Below are 14,488 nucleotides of genomic sequence, written 5' to 3' on the forward strand. Positions count from 1 at the left end.
AGTTGTTCGGCTCATAAAGGCGCGTCCTTGGGCGGTGGCTAAGGTCGGCTACTTTACGTGCAGATCAGGACGTTCTGTTCCAGAGTTTCCTGTGGGTTTGTAGCATCAGGTTTCTGTCCGCGAAGGACTTGACGTGTGCCTTATTTATCCAGATCGGACGCCTGATGCCGCTCCGGAACCTGATCGGCTTCTTCGCCCCAGGTGCGGTTGACCTTCTGGCCTCTGATGACGGCAGGGCGTGCGGCGATTTCTTCTGTCCAGCGAATCAGGTGCGGGTATTCGTGTACCGAGAGGAATTCGGCAGCCGAGTACACCTTGTTCTGCACCAGTGCGCCATACCATGGCCAGACCGCGATATCGGCAATCGTGTAGGTGTCGCCGGCCAGGTAGCGGTGCTCGCCCAGGCGACGGTTCAGCACATCGAGTTGGCGCTTGGCCTCCATCGCGAACCGATTGATGGGGTATTCGAGTTTCTCCGGCGCGTAGGCATAGAAATGCCCGAAACCGCCGCCCAGATACGGCGCAGCGCCCATCTGCCAGAACAGCCAGTTCAGCGTTTCGGTTCGGCCTGCCGGGTCGGCGGGCAGGAAGCTGGAAAACTTTTCGGCCAGGTACAGCAGGATAGAGCCGGACTCGAATACCCGAACAGGTGTTTCATGGCTTCGATCCAGCAATGCCGGGATCTTGGAATTGGGATTGATCTCGACAAAACCGCTGGAGAACTGATCGCCCTCGGAGATACGGATCAGCCAGGCATCGTATTCCGCACCGCTGTGCCCGAGCGCCAGCAGCTCTTCGAGCATGATCGTGACTTTCACACCGTTGGGGGTGGCCAGTGAATAAAGCTGCAGCGGGTGCTTGCCGACCGGCAGCGCCTTGTCGTGCGTGGGGCCGGCGACGGGCCGGTTGATGCTGGCGAACGTGCCGCCCGCCTTTGTTTCCTGCTGCCAGACCTTCGGCGGGGTGTAGGACGTTTGGGTCATGAGGAGCCTCGCTTGTTCAAGGGTGTTCGCTGGACCGGTCGTGTTGCAAAGGACCATAGACGTTATAGATCAACGTACGGGCTGGGAAGTGCCTTGCGATCGTGAACGAGTGTAGCGAGGCAGCGAGTGGCCCATTTCGCTACCTTTGGGAGTTTGTGGAATATTCCTACGGCAACTAAGGCGTCGTCCTATAGCTGTAGCCAGGTAAAAGAAGAGAATATGTGTTCGCAGCACGAGGATCATAAGGTTATCCATTCATGATCCTGGTTGTCAAAGTTGCTCTCTCTGATTTTCCCATTAATAGCTGGATACCGTATGCCGTCTTTTTGCAGCCCTGGCGTGATGAAGTGGCGCGACCTGATCATTAATCTTGTCATCAAGGAAATAAAAATCCGCTACATGGGCGCAACATTGGGCTTTATCTGGTCATTGGGCAATCCGCTGGTTGTCACGCTCACGTATTACACGGTGTTCACGTATATTCTGCCCAGTAGTCAGGACCGCTTTGCGCTGCACCTGGTGACAGGTATCGTCCACTGGATGCTTCTGGCACAAATTGTTTCGCAAAGCGGAGAGTGGCTGATCAATAACGGCAACCTCATTCGAAAGTTGCGGTTTCCCCGTCTGTTGCTACCCATTTCCGGGGCGCTGGCAATCGTTGTTTTCTGGGCCGGCTGCATGCTCGTCTATGCATCATTATTTGCCGTGCTCGGCGGCGTCTTTTCGCGTGCGCTGTTGTTTTATCCGATTGTGCTGATCGCGTTCATGGCGTTGATCATGGGCGTTGGTCTGGCACTCAGTGTCATCCAGGTCACCGTACGGGATGCCAAGCACTTCATCGACGTGTTTCTACCCTTGTTGTTCTGGCTCACGCCCATTGTATGGGTGAGCTCATCGCTGCCCGTCGGTATCGCCAACATTGCGGCCTATAACCCGATAGGTCTGTACTTCAACAGCTTTACCAGCATTCTGCATGCCGGAGTCGTTCCAGAGCCCCGTGATCTGCTGCTGTGCGTGTTCATGGGCGCCGCGTCGCTGCTGGTGGGGTTGTTCATGTTCAGGAAGGTGGACAGCGTGGTGGAGTATTTATGAGTCGCGTCGTCATCAAGGCAGAAAACCTCACCAAACAGTTTGTTCTGCGCCACAACAGGGGCGGTTTGAAGAAGAAGTTTCTCGGGCTGTTCGACGCTCGATATCGTGAACGTGCCGAAACATTCACGGCAGTCAGCGATGTATCGTTCACCTTGCACAAAGGCGAGTCGCTTGCACTGGTGGGGCATAACGGTTCAGGTAAAAGTACCTTGTTGCAACTGGTTTCACGCATTCTTGTGCCGACCAGTGGGCGTCTGACCAGCGTGGGCCGGGTAGCACCGCTAATCGAAATAGGGGTGGGTTTTCACCCTGAACTGACCGGCGAGGAAAATATCTACCTCAATGCCAGTCTGTTTGGATTGAGTAACAAGGAAGTGCGTTCGCGCTTCAATGAAATTGTCGATTTTTCCGGGTTGGGAAACTTCATCGATACACCGGTAAAGAACTATTCGTCTGGCATGTACATGAGGCTGGGTTTTTCAGTCGCCGTTCATGTCGAGCCTCAGACATTACTGGCTGACGAAGTACTGGCGGTAGGTGACGAAGAGTTCAAACGCAAATGCCACGAACGAATTCGAATAATGCAGGATGACGGGATGGCCTTGATTCTGGTTACCCACCAAATAGACGAAGGCAAGAAGTTTTGCCAGCGTTATTTAACGCTTGAGCGCGGCCGGATGACCGAGCACGGTTATTACTGATTCACTGCTTCGCGATGCCCTGCGTCCTGCCAACTGAGCAATAACTCAATTCATAAAGGGATTTCCATGTTGCAAATTATCGTTCCGATGGCCGGGGCCGGGAGTCGCTTTGCGGTTGCGGGCTACACCGATCCCAAACCGTTGATCCCTGTACATGGTGTACCGATGATCAAGGTCGTGATCGACAACCTGACGCCGGAGTGCTCGCACAGATTCATCTTTATCTGTCAGGCGGAACAGGTCGCCCGTTACGGGCTGAGGGAAAAACTGAAGGCCTGGGCGCCCGGCTGCGAGATTGTCGAACTCGGCGGGCTGACCGGGGGCGCTGCGTGCTCGGTGTATGCAGCAAGACACCTGCTCGACGACAGCCAGCAAGTGATGATCGCCAACAGCGACCAGTACGTCGATGTGGATATAAACGCCTATCTGCAGGCAATGAACGAGAGCGATGCAGAGGGTTTGATCATGACCATGAAAGCCAACGATCCGAAATGGTCTTTCGTGGGCTTCGGTGCAGCAGGCCTGATCGACCGTGTGGTGGAAAAAGAGGTTATCTCTGACGAGGCCACTGTCGGCATCTATAACTTTCGCCGCGCAGGTCAACTGATATCGGCCATCGAGGCGATGGTCGCGAAAGATCTTCGCGTCAATGGCGAGTTCTATGTCGCACCGGTTTACAACGAGCTCATCGGGCAGGGCGCCAGGGTCATTCATTACAGCATTGGTGCAGAAGGTCATGGCATGTATGGCCTGGGCATCCCGGCAGACCTCAACCAGTTCCTGTCGTTGCCGCTGAGCAGGCAGGCAGCCTCGGGAAAAGAGGCCTGAGATGCAGATCATCAGCCATCGCGGCTATTGGCTGCAAAAGCCGGAGCGCAATCTGCCCGAAGCTTTTCATCGATCATTCGACCTTGGCTTCGGCACCGAAACCGATGTCCGTGATGTGGCGGGCCAACTGGTCATTTCCCACGACATGCCCGCGGGCGGCGAGCTGACGCTGGATGGCCTGCTCGACATCATGGCGGGCCGCAACCTGCCTCTGGCCATCAACGTCAAGGCGGATGGCCTGGCACAGGCTCTCGCTGCAACCTTCGCCCGTTACGGCCATACCAACTGGTTCACCTTCGATATGGCGGTGCCGGACATGCGCAGTTACCTCAACGCCAACCTCACCACTTACACCCGTCTCAGCGATGTTGAGCCGTCGCCAGCCTGGCTCGAACAGGCAGCCGGCGTCTGGCTTGACGGTTTTGAGGGTGAGTGGTTCTCCAACCAGGTCATTGGCGATCTTCTTTCCCTGGGCAAGCGAATTTGTGTGGTGTCACCCGAATTGCACGGGCGTGGTCATGACGCCCTGTGGCAGCAATTGCTCGAGTTCAGGTCGCAGGACCGTTTGACGCTGTGCACTGATCTTCCCGCAGACGCAGCCACTTTCTTCACGTGAGGCAATCATGATCAAGGCAGTGATTTTCGATATGGACGGTGTCCTTATCGACGCCAAAGAATGGCATTACGACGCACTGAACAAAGCGCTCAGCCTGTTCGGTTACAACATCAGTCGCCACGAACACCTCACCGCCTACGACGGTCTGCCCACCTCGCGCAAACTCGACATGCTGAGTGTCGAACGCGACCTGCCGGTTGCCTTGCACGCCTTCATCAACGAGATGAAGCAGCAGTACACCATGGAGATCGTTTACGCCCAGTGCAAACCGACCTTTGTGCATCAGTACGCGTTGTCGTCACTGAAAACGCTGGGTTACAAGCTGGCAGTGGCGTCCAACTCCATCCGCAACACCGTGGAGGTCATGATGAACAGGGCAGATCTCGACCAATACCTCGATCTGCGCCTCTCCAATGAAGACGTCAGGCATGCCAAGCCAGCGCCGGACATTTATACCAAGGCCATCAGCCAACTGGGTCTTCGGCCTGAAGAATGCCTCATCGTCGAGGACAACGAGAATGGCATCAAGGCCGCCAGAGACTCAGGCGCACATGTTCTGGTCGTGGCTGAAACCTGCGACGTAAACCTCAATAACATTCTTGGCAAAGTCGAACAGATCAACTTCGACAAGGCGGCTGTCCTGTGAGCGCGTTGAATATCATCCTTCTGACCGGCAGGCAGTCAGAGGCGCTGCACGATGAGGGCGAGTACCCGCACTACCTGTGCGAATACAACGGCAAGCCACTGATTCATACACTGATAGACAACTGTGCGGTACTTCAGCCGCGCAGGATGATCTGCACATTCTCGAACCACGATATCGCCCGGCTGCACCTTCGCAGCATGCTCCCGCAGATGCACCCGTCGGCCAGTGTTCTAGCGGTTCACAACGTCACCCGGGGCGCGGCGTGCACGGCGCTTCTGGCGAGCGAAGAAATCGACAACGATGACGAATTGCTGATTCTCAGTGTCAGCGACTTTCTGGATATTGAGTTGCAGGATGTAGTGCGCACGTTTCGGCAAAGTCATGAGGATGCCGGAGTGGTCATCTTCAATTCTCTGCACCCGCGTTATTCATTCGCGCGCCTGGATAGCGACCGCCGGGTTATTGAAGCTGCCGAAAAAAATCCGATCAGCTCAAACGCCATTGCAGGTGTGTACTGGTTCAAGTCCGGATCGCTGTTCGTGTCGGCGGCCAAGGAGATGATTCGCAAGGACGCCAGGGTCAACGACAACTTCTACATAGCCCCCGCTCTCAATGAGCTGGTGCTGTTGCAGAAGAGGATCGGCGCCTACCGGATCGAACCCAGTCAGTACCGGCCATTGAAAACCGACAGTCAGCTCCACGCTTTCGAAGCAGGAGAAATGCGATGAAAACGGCCAGACTGGAAGACATGGTCAAAGGCTGGTTCGTGGGCGGATTCGAACCTGCAGTTTTCAGTACCGAGTCCTGTGAGGTCGGGGTCAAGGCCTACAAGGCAGGTGAAAAGGAAGCGGCTCATTACCACAAGGTCGCCACCGAGATCACCGTGCTCATTGCCGGGTCGGTCAACATGCGCGATCAGGTCTGGCATGCCGGCGACATCATCGTTCTGGAACCGGGCGACATCACGGCGTTCGAAGCGCTCACCGATGCGACCACCGTTGTCGTGAAGGTGCCGGGTGCGCTTGCTGACAAGTACGTCGTCTGACCATGAAAACGACCCATCTGCAGCATCACCCAAGCCTCGGCTACATAGCGGCTGGCAGTCTGCGCAGCCTCCCGGTTGGGCTACTGCTGCCCCATGAGTGTTCCAGCTTCATCTCGTTCCGCGCGCATCCGTTCCGCAAGCCTGAACGGGTGATCAGGAAACTGCATGCCGCACAGCGTCCGTTGTGTCTGTATGGGGCGGGTAGCTACTGTTTTTATGGTGTCCAGAGTGATTCACCGCTGGCACCCCTGCTGCTGTGGGACGGTGCGCACTTTCTGAATGTTGGCGAAAAAATAACGGTCATCGAAGACACGCCTATCGAGTGTTATCTGGATCGTGATTACTTTGCGGGATCACTCAAGGTGATTGCGCGTTCGGCCAACTCGGTCACTTACAAGAAAGTATCCAGGCTGACTGCGGAATCCAACGACGATCTCGACAGCTGGACCTTCGGCATTCCTGTCGGTCCAGGCGACGCCACCGTTCTCAATGCCGTCGTGAAGCGCATTCTGGAAATTGACATCCCGCACAAGGAGATACTGCTGTGCGGCACGCCGGGAAGTAACTTCGCCTATTTCGACAAAGTCCGCATCGTGGGTGAGGACATCACTGCCCCGCCTGTGCAGATCTGCAAGAAGAAAAACCGTCTCGCGCTGGAGGCCAGACACAGCAATCTGGTGATCCTGCATGATCGCGTTTTTTTGCCAAAACATTTCGGGGAAGTTGTCCGCCGCTTTGGTCCGCGCTATCCATTGATGACCTTGCAAAGCATGTTCTTCGATAACCGAATCAGCATGCACCCGCGTCGCTACTCGGATTACGGCATGGCCATGGACGAGGTCGCTCAGGGTCTGCTGGGGCTGCACCGCACCAGCGGTAATGCTCAGTCCATTGCGCCGTCAATATTCCCGGACGTCGACCGGACCGGGTTCTGTTTCGCCAGCCCGATGCGCTACAACAGCGACGCCAGCTACCCGACAGGCAGCCTCTACATTTGTCGCAAGGATGTCTGGAATGCCTGCCCGCTGGACGAGTCCCTGCACTGGGTGGAATACGAAGACATCGAGCATGCACTACGCGCATCCCGGGCAGGTATTCCAAACCGTATCAATCCCTTTGGTATCACTCAGTCGGTGACCTCCCGGGCGCTGCTGGGTGGCAAGGGCTCAGTCGAATCGGCTAACGGGCGCCTTGAGGTGTCCGGGCCTTGCTATGTGTCCCTGCTTCAAAAGAAACCTCTTTTCAATCTGTCTGCCGAGGCCGCATTGGCCAGACTGCAACAGTTCGGGGACAAATACCTGGCCAATCCATCGGCGGTTGTCATTCCTACCGGTCTTGATCGCATCTCTGTTCGAGCCTGGGTCGAACTGATCGATCGCGTGGCCCAGCAGTCCAGCTTCAGAAATGATATCGACGCAGTCAGAGAATTTCTCGCCGACTTCGAGAGGCTCATGCTGTTCGACCAATTGACAGAAACCCGTCAGGAGTTTCTGGTCAATCGCTTCCTCACAGACCCTGTGCTGGCCAAACAGACGCTGATCACGCAAAGCTGTGAGGTACGCAATATGTTGCGTCAACGCAGTACGCAGACCTGGTTCGTCCGCCAGCAGGATGACTACTTTCACCACAATCTTCTTTCGCTCCCCGGCATTCTGATTTCTGCGATTCGTGTGTACAGAAATAACGGGAAAATCTTCTACTTTGAAAGCCTGTGGGCTGCCGTGAGGGCGGTCTACAACTCCACACCTTTCAAGTCCTACATCCAGGGGGCGAAGTGAAGGTATTCGTCGTTTCTCATCTGAGCCCCAGCCCCTCCAGTCATCAGTTGATCTGTCAGCTGGCGCACATTCAGCACGAGCACAGAAAGACCGTTCCCGTGCTTGTGATTGATGACCGCTACAACCTGAGCGAACTGCCCGTCAGCGATCTACCGACGGAACACGCCCTGTTCAGCCTGGAGGATTTTCTTCACGACAATGGTCTGAGCGGCATTGTGGCGAACAGAATTGCCCAGCACATGGATAAAGTCGAAAGCGACTGGGTGCTGATTGATTTTGGCCAGCATGACTCGGCTACCTGCATGGACTTCATCCAGAAAATTGCTCGTTACAACTATCTGAGCGCCAGGCTGCGAAAGCGAAACCTCGTGATCATGGTGCCCTCCATGCATCTGGGCATTTATTCGCGAACCCTCAATGCGTCGTTCAACAATTTGCCGGCAAGCACAACCGCCTCAGCCCGTTCCGTTCAGATTAGAAGGTTATTGATGGTCACTCGTCTTGAGCGAGTACTGATAAGTCTTCCATTGCTGGCAGGCATTCTGCGTCGAATACGGCGTGTTGCTCTGCGCGTCTTTCGGCGTGTTGCAAGATCCCATTGACCGATCTGCCGCTAGCCGTCGGTAGCAGGCGCTTCTCATTACAAGGTTAAACACATGCCTCATCTTGTGGCCGTCGATTCCAGAAAAATCAGCGTGGTTATTCAGGGCCCCCTGTATCGCAACCTGAGTTCCAAACGAAATATCTTCGTCTGCATCGCGTCGATCCGGACGCACCTGCCAGATGCCGAAATCATCGTTTCGACCTGGCGTCATGAAGATACGTCCGGTGTGAAGGCGGACCAGATCGTCATGTCGGATGATCCGGGTGCCTTCGTCGATGACGCCGGTAATCAGATCAACATCAATCGCATGCTGCGATCGACGTTATGCGGTATTCAGAGCGCTTCAAGACCCTATGTCATGAAAATGCGCGCCGATCACAACCTGACCAGCGCTGCACTGGCCGTCATAGGCCAATCTGATGATACCGAGCCGGGCGAGACGCAACTGTTCGACACGCCCATCACTACCACGACGCTTTATATTCGCGACCCTGAACGGTTGCCGATGTTGTTCCATATATCGGATCTCGTTCAATTCGGCACGCGCAATGCGATGCTCGCCATGTGGGAGCAACCCCTGTTCGAAAGGGACGAGCTTTTCAACGACCGGCCGTCTCGCAACCCGTTTGGCAACTTCATTGGCTACACGTCCGCGCGCCTGGTCAGCGAACAGGCACTGATGCTGGGTGTCATGCACAGGAAGGGCATCGACGCCCGGCTCGCACGACCCTGCGAAGTAGGGCTGAGCAACCTGAAATTATGGGACAACGTCTTGAGACGCAACTTCAGAGTCCTCAACCACTGCGAGGCTGGCGTCGACTTCCCGGAACGCTTTCTGACCAGCCGCCGCGTACTGACGACGCTCTACAAAGCTTCTGCGATAGAGCAATTGCAAAGGCTCGACCCGCAGGGCTACAGGCTGAGAATTGCGCGCATCTGGCTCAATCAATACCTGCTGACCTGCCTGCGCCCCGGCTGGTGGGTGTCCTTTGCGACCATCGTACTGTTCAGCACCTCGCCGACCCTCGCCAAGCGCATTCGCTCGTACTGGCGCACGCTGAGGAAGGTCGCGCATGCGGAGTCTTATCGGGTTTGAGGGCTGGGCGTGGGCAGGTATCGAAAACACGTCATGCGTTGCGCAAGCGTTCATCCAGCTTGCTGAGCAACGCATATGGATCAGTCCCGATCCCCCGACAGACATCCATGAACTCGATGACATCGAGCCTGCGCTCGGCATTCTCCGTCTTCGAGACAAACGACTGCGGTCGCCCTAGCCTGACGGCTAATTCTTTTTGCGTCATACCGGCTGCATTGCGCGCTTCCAGCAAAAGATCAAGCAACGCCTGGTAGCGAGCATTATGGATGGTTTTCACTTGGGCACGCCGTCTGAATAGTCCGGCTACCTAAATAAACCCGATTTGGGATTATCCCAAAATAGGTTTTTCGATTAAGATATGTACCTCAAGGATGTACGCACACGTTCAAGGAGGTCTTATGAAAATCAGAAAAGCCCAGTTGCTGCGCCGTAGGCGTCTTTACCTTGGCTTGTCGCTTACGCGAAACCTATGTCCACAATGTCGTGCGCTAAAGCAACGCTCTAACGCCATCTCATTTGATGTCATGACCCAGCGCCAAATCGTCAGCGCAATGTATGCCTATCTCATGACCAGCTGGGAAGAACTGCCCGAACAGAACAAGCGTGCGCTTGGCTTCGATTCAATCGTGGGCGGTGAAGAGGAAGAGGCAGCGCTGAATCGATTGGCAACGCTGTTTATGGAGTATGCGGATGTTTCCCTGCGCAGGGCGCTGGTGGCGCGGCGGAGGCGTTTGGGGGAGTGAAAGTGATTGAGCGCCGAACGCGACATCTCAAAGAGTTATTCTCGAACCTGAGGGACTGGTCAGCCAGCAATCTCAAATACCCGCGCTTCTGTGCACCGCATTACCCGGATCTTCGATTTGGTCAGCGAGCTGATGACCAAACTGAACAGCGCCGTAGAACGAGATAACTATGCCTGGCAGACTGTTTTGCTCTGCTGCAGCACGCCGGGGCAAAACGTCACGAACGGATCAGTTGAAATGAGCGTTGTCTTCGCAGTGGACTGCTATTTTGATAGTCAAAACAGAGCGTAGATGAGACCTAGGGGGCGGCTATCTCTGGACTGAGATTGCTAGCAGTCAACCGCTTTAACGCAATGCCGAGAGCTTGATCGTCGAACAGCCTGCTTTTCCGAGCCGCCGCACCTGCGCCTCCATCCCAATGTTTCAATGCTTCGCGCACTGCCGGAACCGTTGGAGAAACTCCCGACTTACTCAATAACCAGTCAACCGTCGCCAACAGCTCCATGCCGAAAGGCGACTCAAAGCCGTCAATCAGCTCTGCTGTGCACTCCAGGGCTTGGGAATATTCCTTGGCCTCTGTTTTCAGATAGGTTTGCAGAAAAGCCTTACGGCCCTCGTCAAACCAGATCACGTCGTTAATACCTGCGTCGCTGATGCGTTTATCGCAATGCAGGTAGCTGCCATCGAGATTGTCGAGCAGATGCTCAAGGCGATTGGCGTATGGCCCATATTTGTGGGCTACAAATTTGAGATCCAAGGGGTTCTTTGCGCTTGGCAATTGTTCTATCGAACGCTCCAGAAACCAAGCGAGCTTCTGAATTTCAAGCAGGCTACATTCCATGCCCAAAACCCAGTAACGCCGAACGAGTTCGGCGATGAGTGCACGTGCAGGCGTCAGCTTCTCGACACCGCTGCGCTTCGCGACATTCAGATATTGATCGGTAGGTTCAAAGACAAGTACATCGACATCCAGATTACTCAAGACATCAACAATCTGCTCACGGACCTCTACCCATTTCAAACCGCCATTACCAGCACCGAGAGGTGGAACTGCTACGGATTTGACTTGGTTATCGATCAAAAAGCGGCGCAGGTCCCGTAAGCCTTCAGTTATCCATGCCATCTGCGAGGGGGAACGCCAGTGACGCTTGGTAGGAAAATTCACTATCCAGCGCGGCCCGTCCAGTTCGTTGACTGCCGTTACGTGAACCTTTCCGGTCTCTACCTCACCAGCCTTGCACGCCGCCGAATAGAGGCGGTAGTTTTCGGTAAAGCGCTCCTTGAACATCAGTGCAATGCCTTTTCCCATCACGCCTACCGTGTTCACCGTGTTCACGAGAGCTTCGGTATCTGCTTCCAGCAGATTGCCTTGGGTGAATCTGATCATTGGAAATACCATCCCGGGCGCGCGTGGACAGGCAAGGTCAGACCTCTGGCGGCAACGTCTTGCTCAATACGTTCTTTCGTTGCATCGTCGTAGCACATGATGCCAAGGAGTCCTGTGATCGGTAGGTGATGGTGAATGAGCGCTTCGGCCTGATAACGCTCCATCCTACGTGGATCATCAGCATCGCGCTTGAAATCGCGTCGCTGGATTATAGACCAGTCGACCCGGTCAAGATCTGCCAGATCGCTGTAGTAGTCGGTCCAGTCGGGATAGGCATGTGCGTTGGTGAAGACGAAAGCGAGACCGAGATGTTCGGCGCGGGGAAGGCTTGAGACCAGAATCACTATCTCTTCATTGCTACGCTGCTGAACGCTCCACCCGGACTGGATGTTTTTCATCATCACAGAGAAAGGTGTGAAGTAGAACGGCACGTAGTCAGACAATACGCCCCCGGGAGCAATGGGAACAACGCGGTTGCGGCGTTTGTCGATCAGGTCGGTGTTGCCGATGTTCACATAATACGGTGCCTGCACGTCGGAGCTGGCGCAATGTAGGCCGTTATCCAGAATCCAGGGCAGATTATCGCGATGGACGATCCGCCAAATCAGAGCTTTTTCTGGATTCAGACTGCGATAAATCATCTAAGAAACATTCCCCTGTTCACCCCGAGCTGCACATTAAAACCAGCGTCGCGCATTTTAGCCCCGCAGAAGGCCTCAATCTCGGCATTCGAAACAAAAATCTTGAAGAAATCTTGAGGGGAAACAATATTGGGCGATAGGCGCTCTGCCATGCAGACGCTTTTACATTCGGCATCATGATAGTCCCTTACATTCATGACGGCCCAATTGATAGCTTCGAAGCCTTCGGCATAGTCGAGTAGCTGAATGGCATGATTAGCTAGTGGGTGTTGAGGGATGATCTTCCAGCGGTTTTTGAGCGCGAAGTTTCGATGAATCGTGATCACGGCAAATTGAAGGTCAGGCGCTGCTGCGCTGAACCCTTCCTTGTGCTGGCGGAGATTCATGTTGCTTAAGATAGCGAATATCCACTGTCCAGCCGCAAGAAGAAAGCAGCAGACATTAAAAAGCCGGCTTGTGGCCGGCTTCTCGTAGGCGGTTCTGATCTATTTTTGATAGACCGCAATCGCCTTCAACAGATGCGCCTCTTGAAGAAGCGCGAATAGGCAACAGGGCAAACGGATCACATGCCCCGTTCAAACACCGCATCGCATGACTGCGTCAGGTGCTCTGGATGGCGAACAGGATACTGAACTTCGCCTTCCATGCCCAGCCCGAATGCCTTTCAGCCGTAAACGCCTCATAACAGCAGCATGGCATTGCGTCGGCTGTTCAGGGTCGACCACCAGAATATCCAGCCCAGAATCCGTATTTTTTCCCGGTCAATGTCTTCGGCGCTGAACAGTTCGTCCGGGTATTCGGCGTCGTTGTGGCTGCGCAGGCGCAGGCCGCCGTTGGGGAGGCGGTAGAGGTAGCGGACGCGCAGGATGCCGCCGTGTTCGAGGGCGTAGATTTCGCCGTCGATGACCTGAGTCAGCTCGCGGTCGACGCCGAGGATCGAGCCGTCCTGGATCTTGTCGGCCATGCTGTTGCCGACCATGGCCACGCACATGCAGTTTTTCGGGTCGATGCCCATGTTCTGCAGGACTTGCAGGGGCAGGCGGATTTTCTGTCCGGGGGCTTCGGCGAGGACGGTCTTGCCGACGCCGTGGGTGGATTCGGCTTCCATGAAAATCTGGATTTCCACATCGCCGCGCGACACGTTTCTGGCCTGATGAATGATGACGCGGGTATCGCCGCCGGTGTTTTCATTGGCGCATTCGTTAGGGTGTTTGGGGCCTTCGCCGGTGCGCAGCCAGCGGGCGTTGACGGTCAACAGTTCAGCCACCTCGTCAATCCGCGCCATGGGCACGCCGCGCTTGAACCAGTTATTGACGTGTTGCGGCGTGATTTTGCGGTTGGCGGCAAAATCAGTCGCTGTGAGATGGCACTCCCGAAGGAGGATGCGGAGTCGATCACCTGATGTATTCATAGTGGCGAAGTCTACGGGCGTCGCCGGGGCGTTTAAATGAACGAGGTGTTGACGTCGACGTTATCCCAGGGTGGGCGTGGCTATCCGGACTACGGATGGAATGAATGTCGTGTAGGTGGATTCCGTAATAGCGCTTTTGGCGCTAAACGAGGTATTGCGCGTTTACCCCCGCTATACGGGCCTTAACGAACTGTTCATTGAATGTCTAAAAGCCGGGCGCATTTTTAAACGTGCGTGCTGCAAAAAAGATGGATTGGGTTTCAGCGAGCGAGGTGTGCGGGGAGGTACAGCGAGGAGGGGGACGCGTGTTTCAGGGCACGGGTGTGGCGTGCCCTGAAACGCCAATCGATGATCAGCCTTTGTACGCTGCAACCGATTTGGTGATCTCGGCACGGGCAGCGTCAGCGTTGCCCCAACCTTCGATCTTCACCCATTTGCCTTTTTCGAGATCCTTGTAGTTCTCGAAGAAGTGCTTGATCTGCTCGAGCAGCAGCGGCGGCAGGTCGGTGTACTCTTTCACGTCGACGTACAGCTGGGACAGCTTGTCGTGTGGCACTGCGATAACTTTGGCATCGCCGCCGCCGTCGTCAGTCATGTGCAGGATGCCGACCGGGCGTGCGCGGATAACCGAGCCAGGGGTAACCGGGTATGGCGTTACCACGAGCACGTCCAGCGGGTCGCCGTCGTCAGCCAGGGTGTTGGGGATGAAACCATAGTTGGCCGGGTAGAACATCGGGGTGGCCATGAAACGGTCAACGAACAGGCAATCGGAATCTTTGTCGATTTCGTATTTGATCGGCGCGTGGTTGGCCGGGATTTCGATGGCGACGTAGATGTCGTTCGGCAGGTCTTTACCAGCCGGAATCTTGCTGTAGCTCATTGGGCATTGCCCCCCTGGTTGAACAGACAGATTGTGG

18 protein-coding genes are annotated in these 14,488 nt (G+C 55.3%); 11 read left to right on the forward strand and 7 right to left on the reverse strand.

What is annotated here, in order from left to right; genetic code table 11:
• Positions 1–140: 140 nt before the first annotated feature.
• Entirely contained in the window at positions 141–983 is an 843-nt protein-coding gene (gene yghU, locus KUIN1_RS03315; protein WP_024640886.1) for a glutathione-dependent disulfide-bond oxidoreductase, read from the reverse strand.
• 315 nt (positions 984–1,298) lie between these two features.
• On the opposite strand from yghU, the gene KUIN1_RS03320 reads away from it, so the two are divergent.
• From KUIN1_RS03320 to KUIN1_RS03365, 10 genes are all read left to right on the forward strand, one after another.
• A complete protein-coding gene (locus KUIN1_RS03320; protein WP_024640887.1) occupies positions 1,299–2,075 on the forward strand; it encodes an ABC transporter permease in 777 nt (258 codons plus the stop codon).
• Positions 2,072–2,776 (forward strand): ABC transporter ATP-binding protein, encoded by a 705-nt coding sequence (locus tag KUIN1_RS03325; protein ID WP_103713806.1) that lies wholly within the window; start codon positions 2,072–2,074, stop codon positions 2,774–2,776. Before KUIN1_RS03320 ends, KUIN1_RS03325 begins: the two co-directional genes overlap by 4 nt.
• 66 nt (positions 2,777–2,842) lie before the next feature.
• The gene (locus tag KUIN1_RS03330) at positions 2,843–3,604 is read left to right on the forward strand and encodes a glycosyltransferase family 2 protein (protein ID WP_024638278.1); all 762 of its coding nucleotides are present in this window, start codon (positions 2,843–2,845) and stop codon (positions 3,602–3,604) included.
• Between the two features lies 1 nt (position 3,605).
• The gene (locus tag KUIN1_RS03335) at positions 3,606–4,220 is read left to right on the forward strand and encodes a hypothetical protein (protein ID WP_004407884.1); all 615 of its coding nucleotides are present in this window, start codon (positions 3,606–3,608) and stop codon (positions 4,218–4,220) included.
• A gap of 7 nt (positions 4,221–4,227) precedes the next feature.
• Positions 4,228–4,866: an HAD family hydrolase gene (locus tag KUIN1_RS03340; RefSeq protein WP_024638277.1), complete on the forward strand. Its 639-nt coding sequence runs from the start codon at positions 4,228–4,230 to the stop codon at positions 4,864–4,866.
• A complete protein-coding gene (locus KUIN1_RS03345; RefSeq protein ID WP_024660351.1) occupies positions 4,863–5,594 on the forward strand; it encodes a glycosyltransferase family 2 protein in 732 nt (243 codons plus the stop codon). The genes KUIN1_RS03340 and KUIN1_RS03345 overlap by 4 nt, the downstream gene beginning before the upstream one ends.
• Positions 5,591–5,911 (forward strand): hypothetical protein, encoded by a 321-nt coding sequence (locus tag KUIN1_RS03350; protein WP_004407887.1) that lies wholly within the window; start codon positions 5,591–5,593, stop codon positions 5,909–5,911. The genes KUIN1_RS03345 and KUIN1_RS03350 overlap by 4 nt, the downstream gene beginning before the upstream one ends.
• A gap of 2 nt (positions 5,912–5,913) precedes the next feature.
• Positions 5,914–7,689: a hypothetical protein gene (locus KUIN1_RS03355; RefSeq protein WP_116886433.1), complete on the forward strand. Its 1,776-nt coding sequence runs from the start codon at positions 5,914–5,916 to the stop codon at positions 7,687–7,689.
• Positions 7,686–8,291 carry a hypothetical protein gene (locus KUIN1_RS03360; RefSeq protein WP_032657102.1) on the forward strand — a complete coding sequence of 202 codons (606 nt, stop codon included), beginning with the start codon at positions 7,686–7,688 and terminating at the stop codon, positions 8,289–8,291. The genes KUIN1_RS03355 and KUIN1_RS03360 overlap by 4 nt, the downstream gene beginning before the upstream one ends.
• Before the next feature lie 54 nt (positions 8,292–8,345).
• Positions 8,346–9,389 (forward strand): WavE lipopolysaccharide synthesis family protein, encoded by a 1,044-nt coding sequence (locus KUIN1_RS03365; protein ID WP_024660348.1) that lies wholly within the window; start codon positions 8,346–8,348, stop codon positions 9,387–9,389.
• Between the two features lie 31 nt (positions 9,390–9,420).
• On the opposite strand, the gene KUIN1_RS03370 is transcribed toward KUIN1_RS03365, so the two are convergent.
• Positions 9,421–9,666 carry a helix-turn-helix domain-containing protein gene (locus KUIN1_RS03370; RefSeq protein ID WP_004407900.1) on the reverse strand — a complete coding sequence of 82 codons (246 nt, stop codon included), beginning with the start codon at positions 9,664–9,666 and terminating at the stop codon, positions 9,421–9,423.
• A gap of 121 nt (positions 9,667–9,787) precedes the next feature.
• On the opposite strand from KUIN1_RS03370, the gene KUIN1_RS03375 reads away from it, so the two are divergent.
• Positions 9,788–10,132: a hypothetical protein gene (locus KUIN1_RS03375; RefSeq protein WP_116886431.1), complete on the forward strand. Its 345-nt coding sequence runs from the start codon at positions 9,788–9,790 to the stop codon at positions 10,130–10,132.
• A 298-nt stretch (positions 10,133–10,430) separates the two neighbouring features.
• On the opposite strand, the gene darG is transcribed toward KUIN1_RS03375, so the two are convergent.
• The 5 genes from darG to ppa all read right to left on the reverse strand — a co-directional run bounded on the left by darG (position 10,431) and on the right by ppa (position 14,451).
• Positions 10,431–11,519: a type II toxin-antitoxin system antitoxin DNA ADP-ribosyl glycohydrolase DarG gene (gene darG / locus KUIN1_RS03380; protein WP_116886429.1), complete on the reverse strand. Its 1,089-nt coding sequence runs from the start codon at positions 11,517–11,519 to the stop codon at positions 10,431–10,433.
• Entirely contained in the window at positions 11,516–12,160 is a 645-nt protein-coding gene (gene darT, locus KUIN1_RS03385) for a type II toxin-antitoxin system toxin DNA ADP-ribosyl transferase DarT (protein WP_024650729.1), read from the reverse strand. Before darT ends, darG begins: the two co-directional genes overlap by 4 nt.
• Positions 12,157–12,546 (reverse strand): DarT ssDNA thymidine ADP-ribosyltransferase family protein, encoded by a 390-nt coding sequence (locus KUIN1_RS03390; RefSeq protein ID WP_116886428.1) that lies wholly within the window; start codon positions 12,544–12,546, stop codon positions 12,157–12,159. Before KUIN1_RS03390 ends, darT begins: the two co-directional genes overlap by 4 nt.
• Before the next feature lie 293 nt (positions 12,547–12,839).
• Positions 12,840–13,571, reverse strand: coding sequence for a LexA family transcriptional regulator (locus tag KUIN1_RS03395; RefSeq protein ID WP_004409537.1), 732 nt, complete (start codon positions 13,569–13,571; stop codon positions 12,840–12,842).
• A 352-nt stretch (positions 13,572–13,923) separates the two neighbouring features.
• Positions 13,924–14,451 (reverse strand): inorganic diphosphatase, encoded by a 528-nt coding sequence (ppa, locus tag KUIN1_RS03400; RefSeq protein ID WP_003317259.1) that lies wholly within the window; start codon positions 14,449–14,451, stop codon positions 13,924–13,926.
• Between the last annotated feature and the right edge of the window lie 37 nt (positions 14,452–14,488).

Origin of the sequence: Pseudomonas sp. KUIN-1, from assembly GCF_009176725.1 — a bacterium.
Taxonomy (GTDB): Bacteria; Pseudomonadota; Gammaproteobacteria; order Pseudomonadales; family Pseudomonadaceae; genus Aquipseudomonas; species Aquipseudomonas fragariae.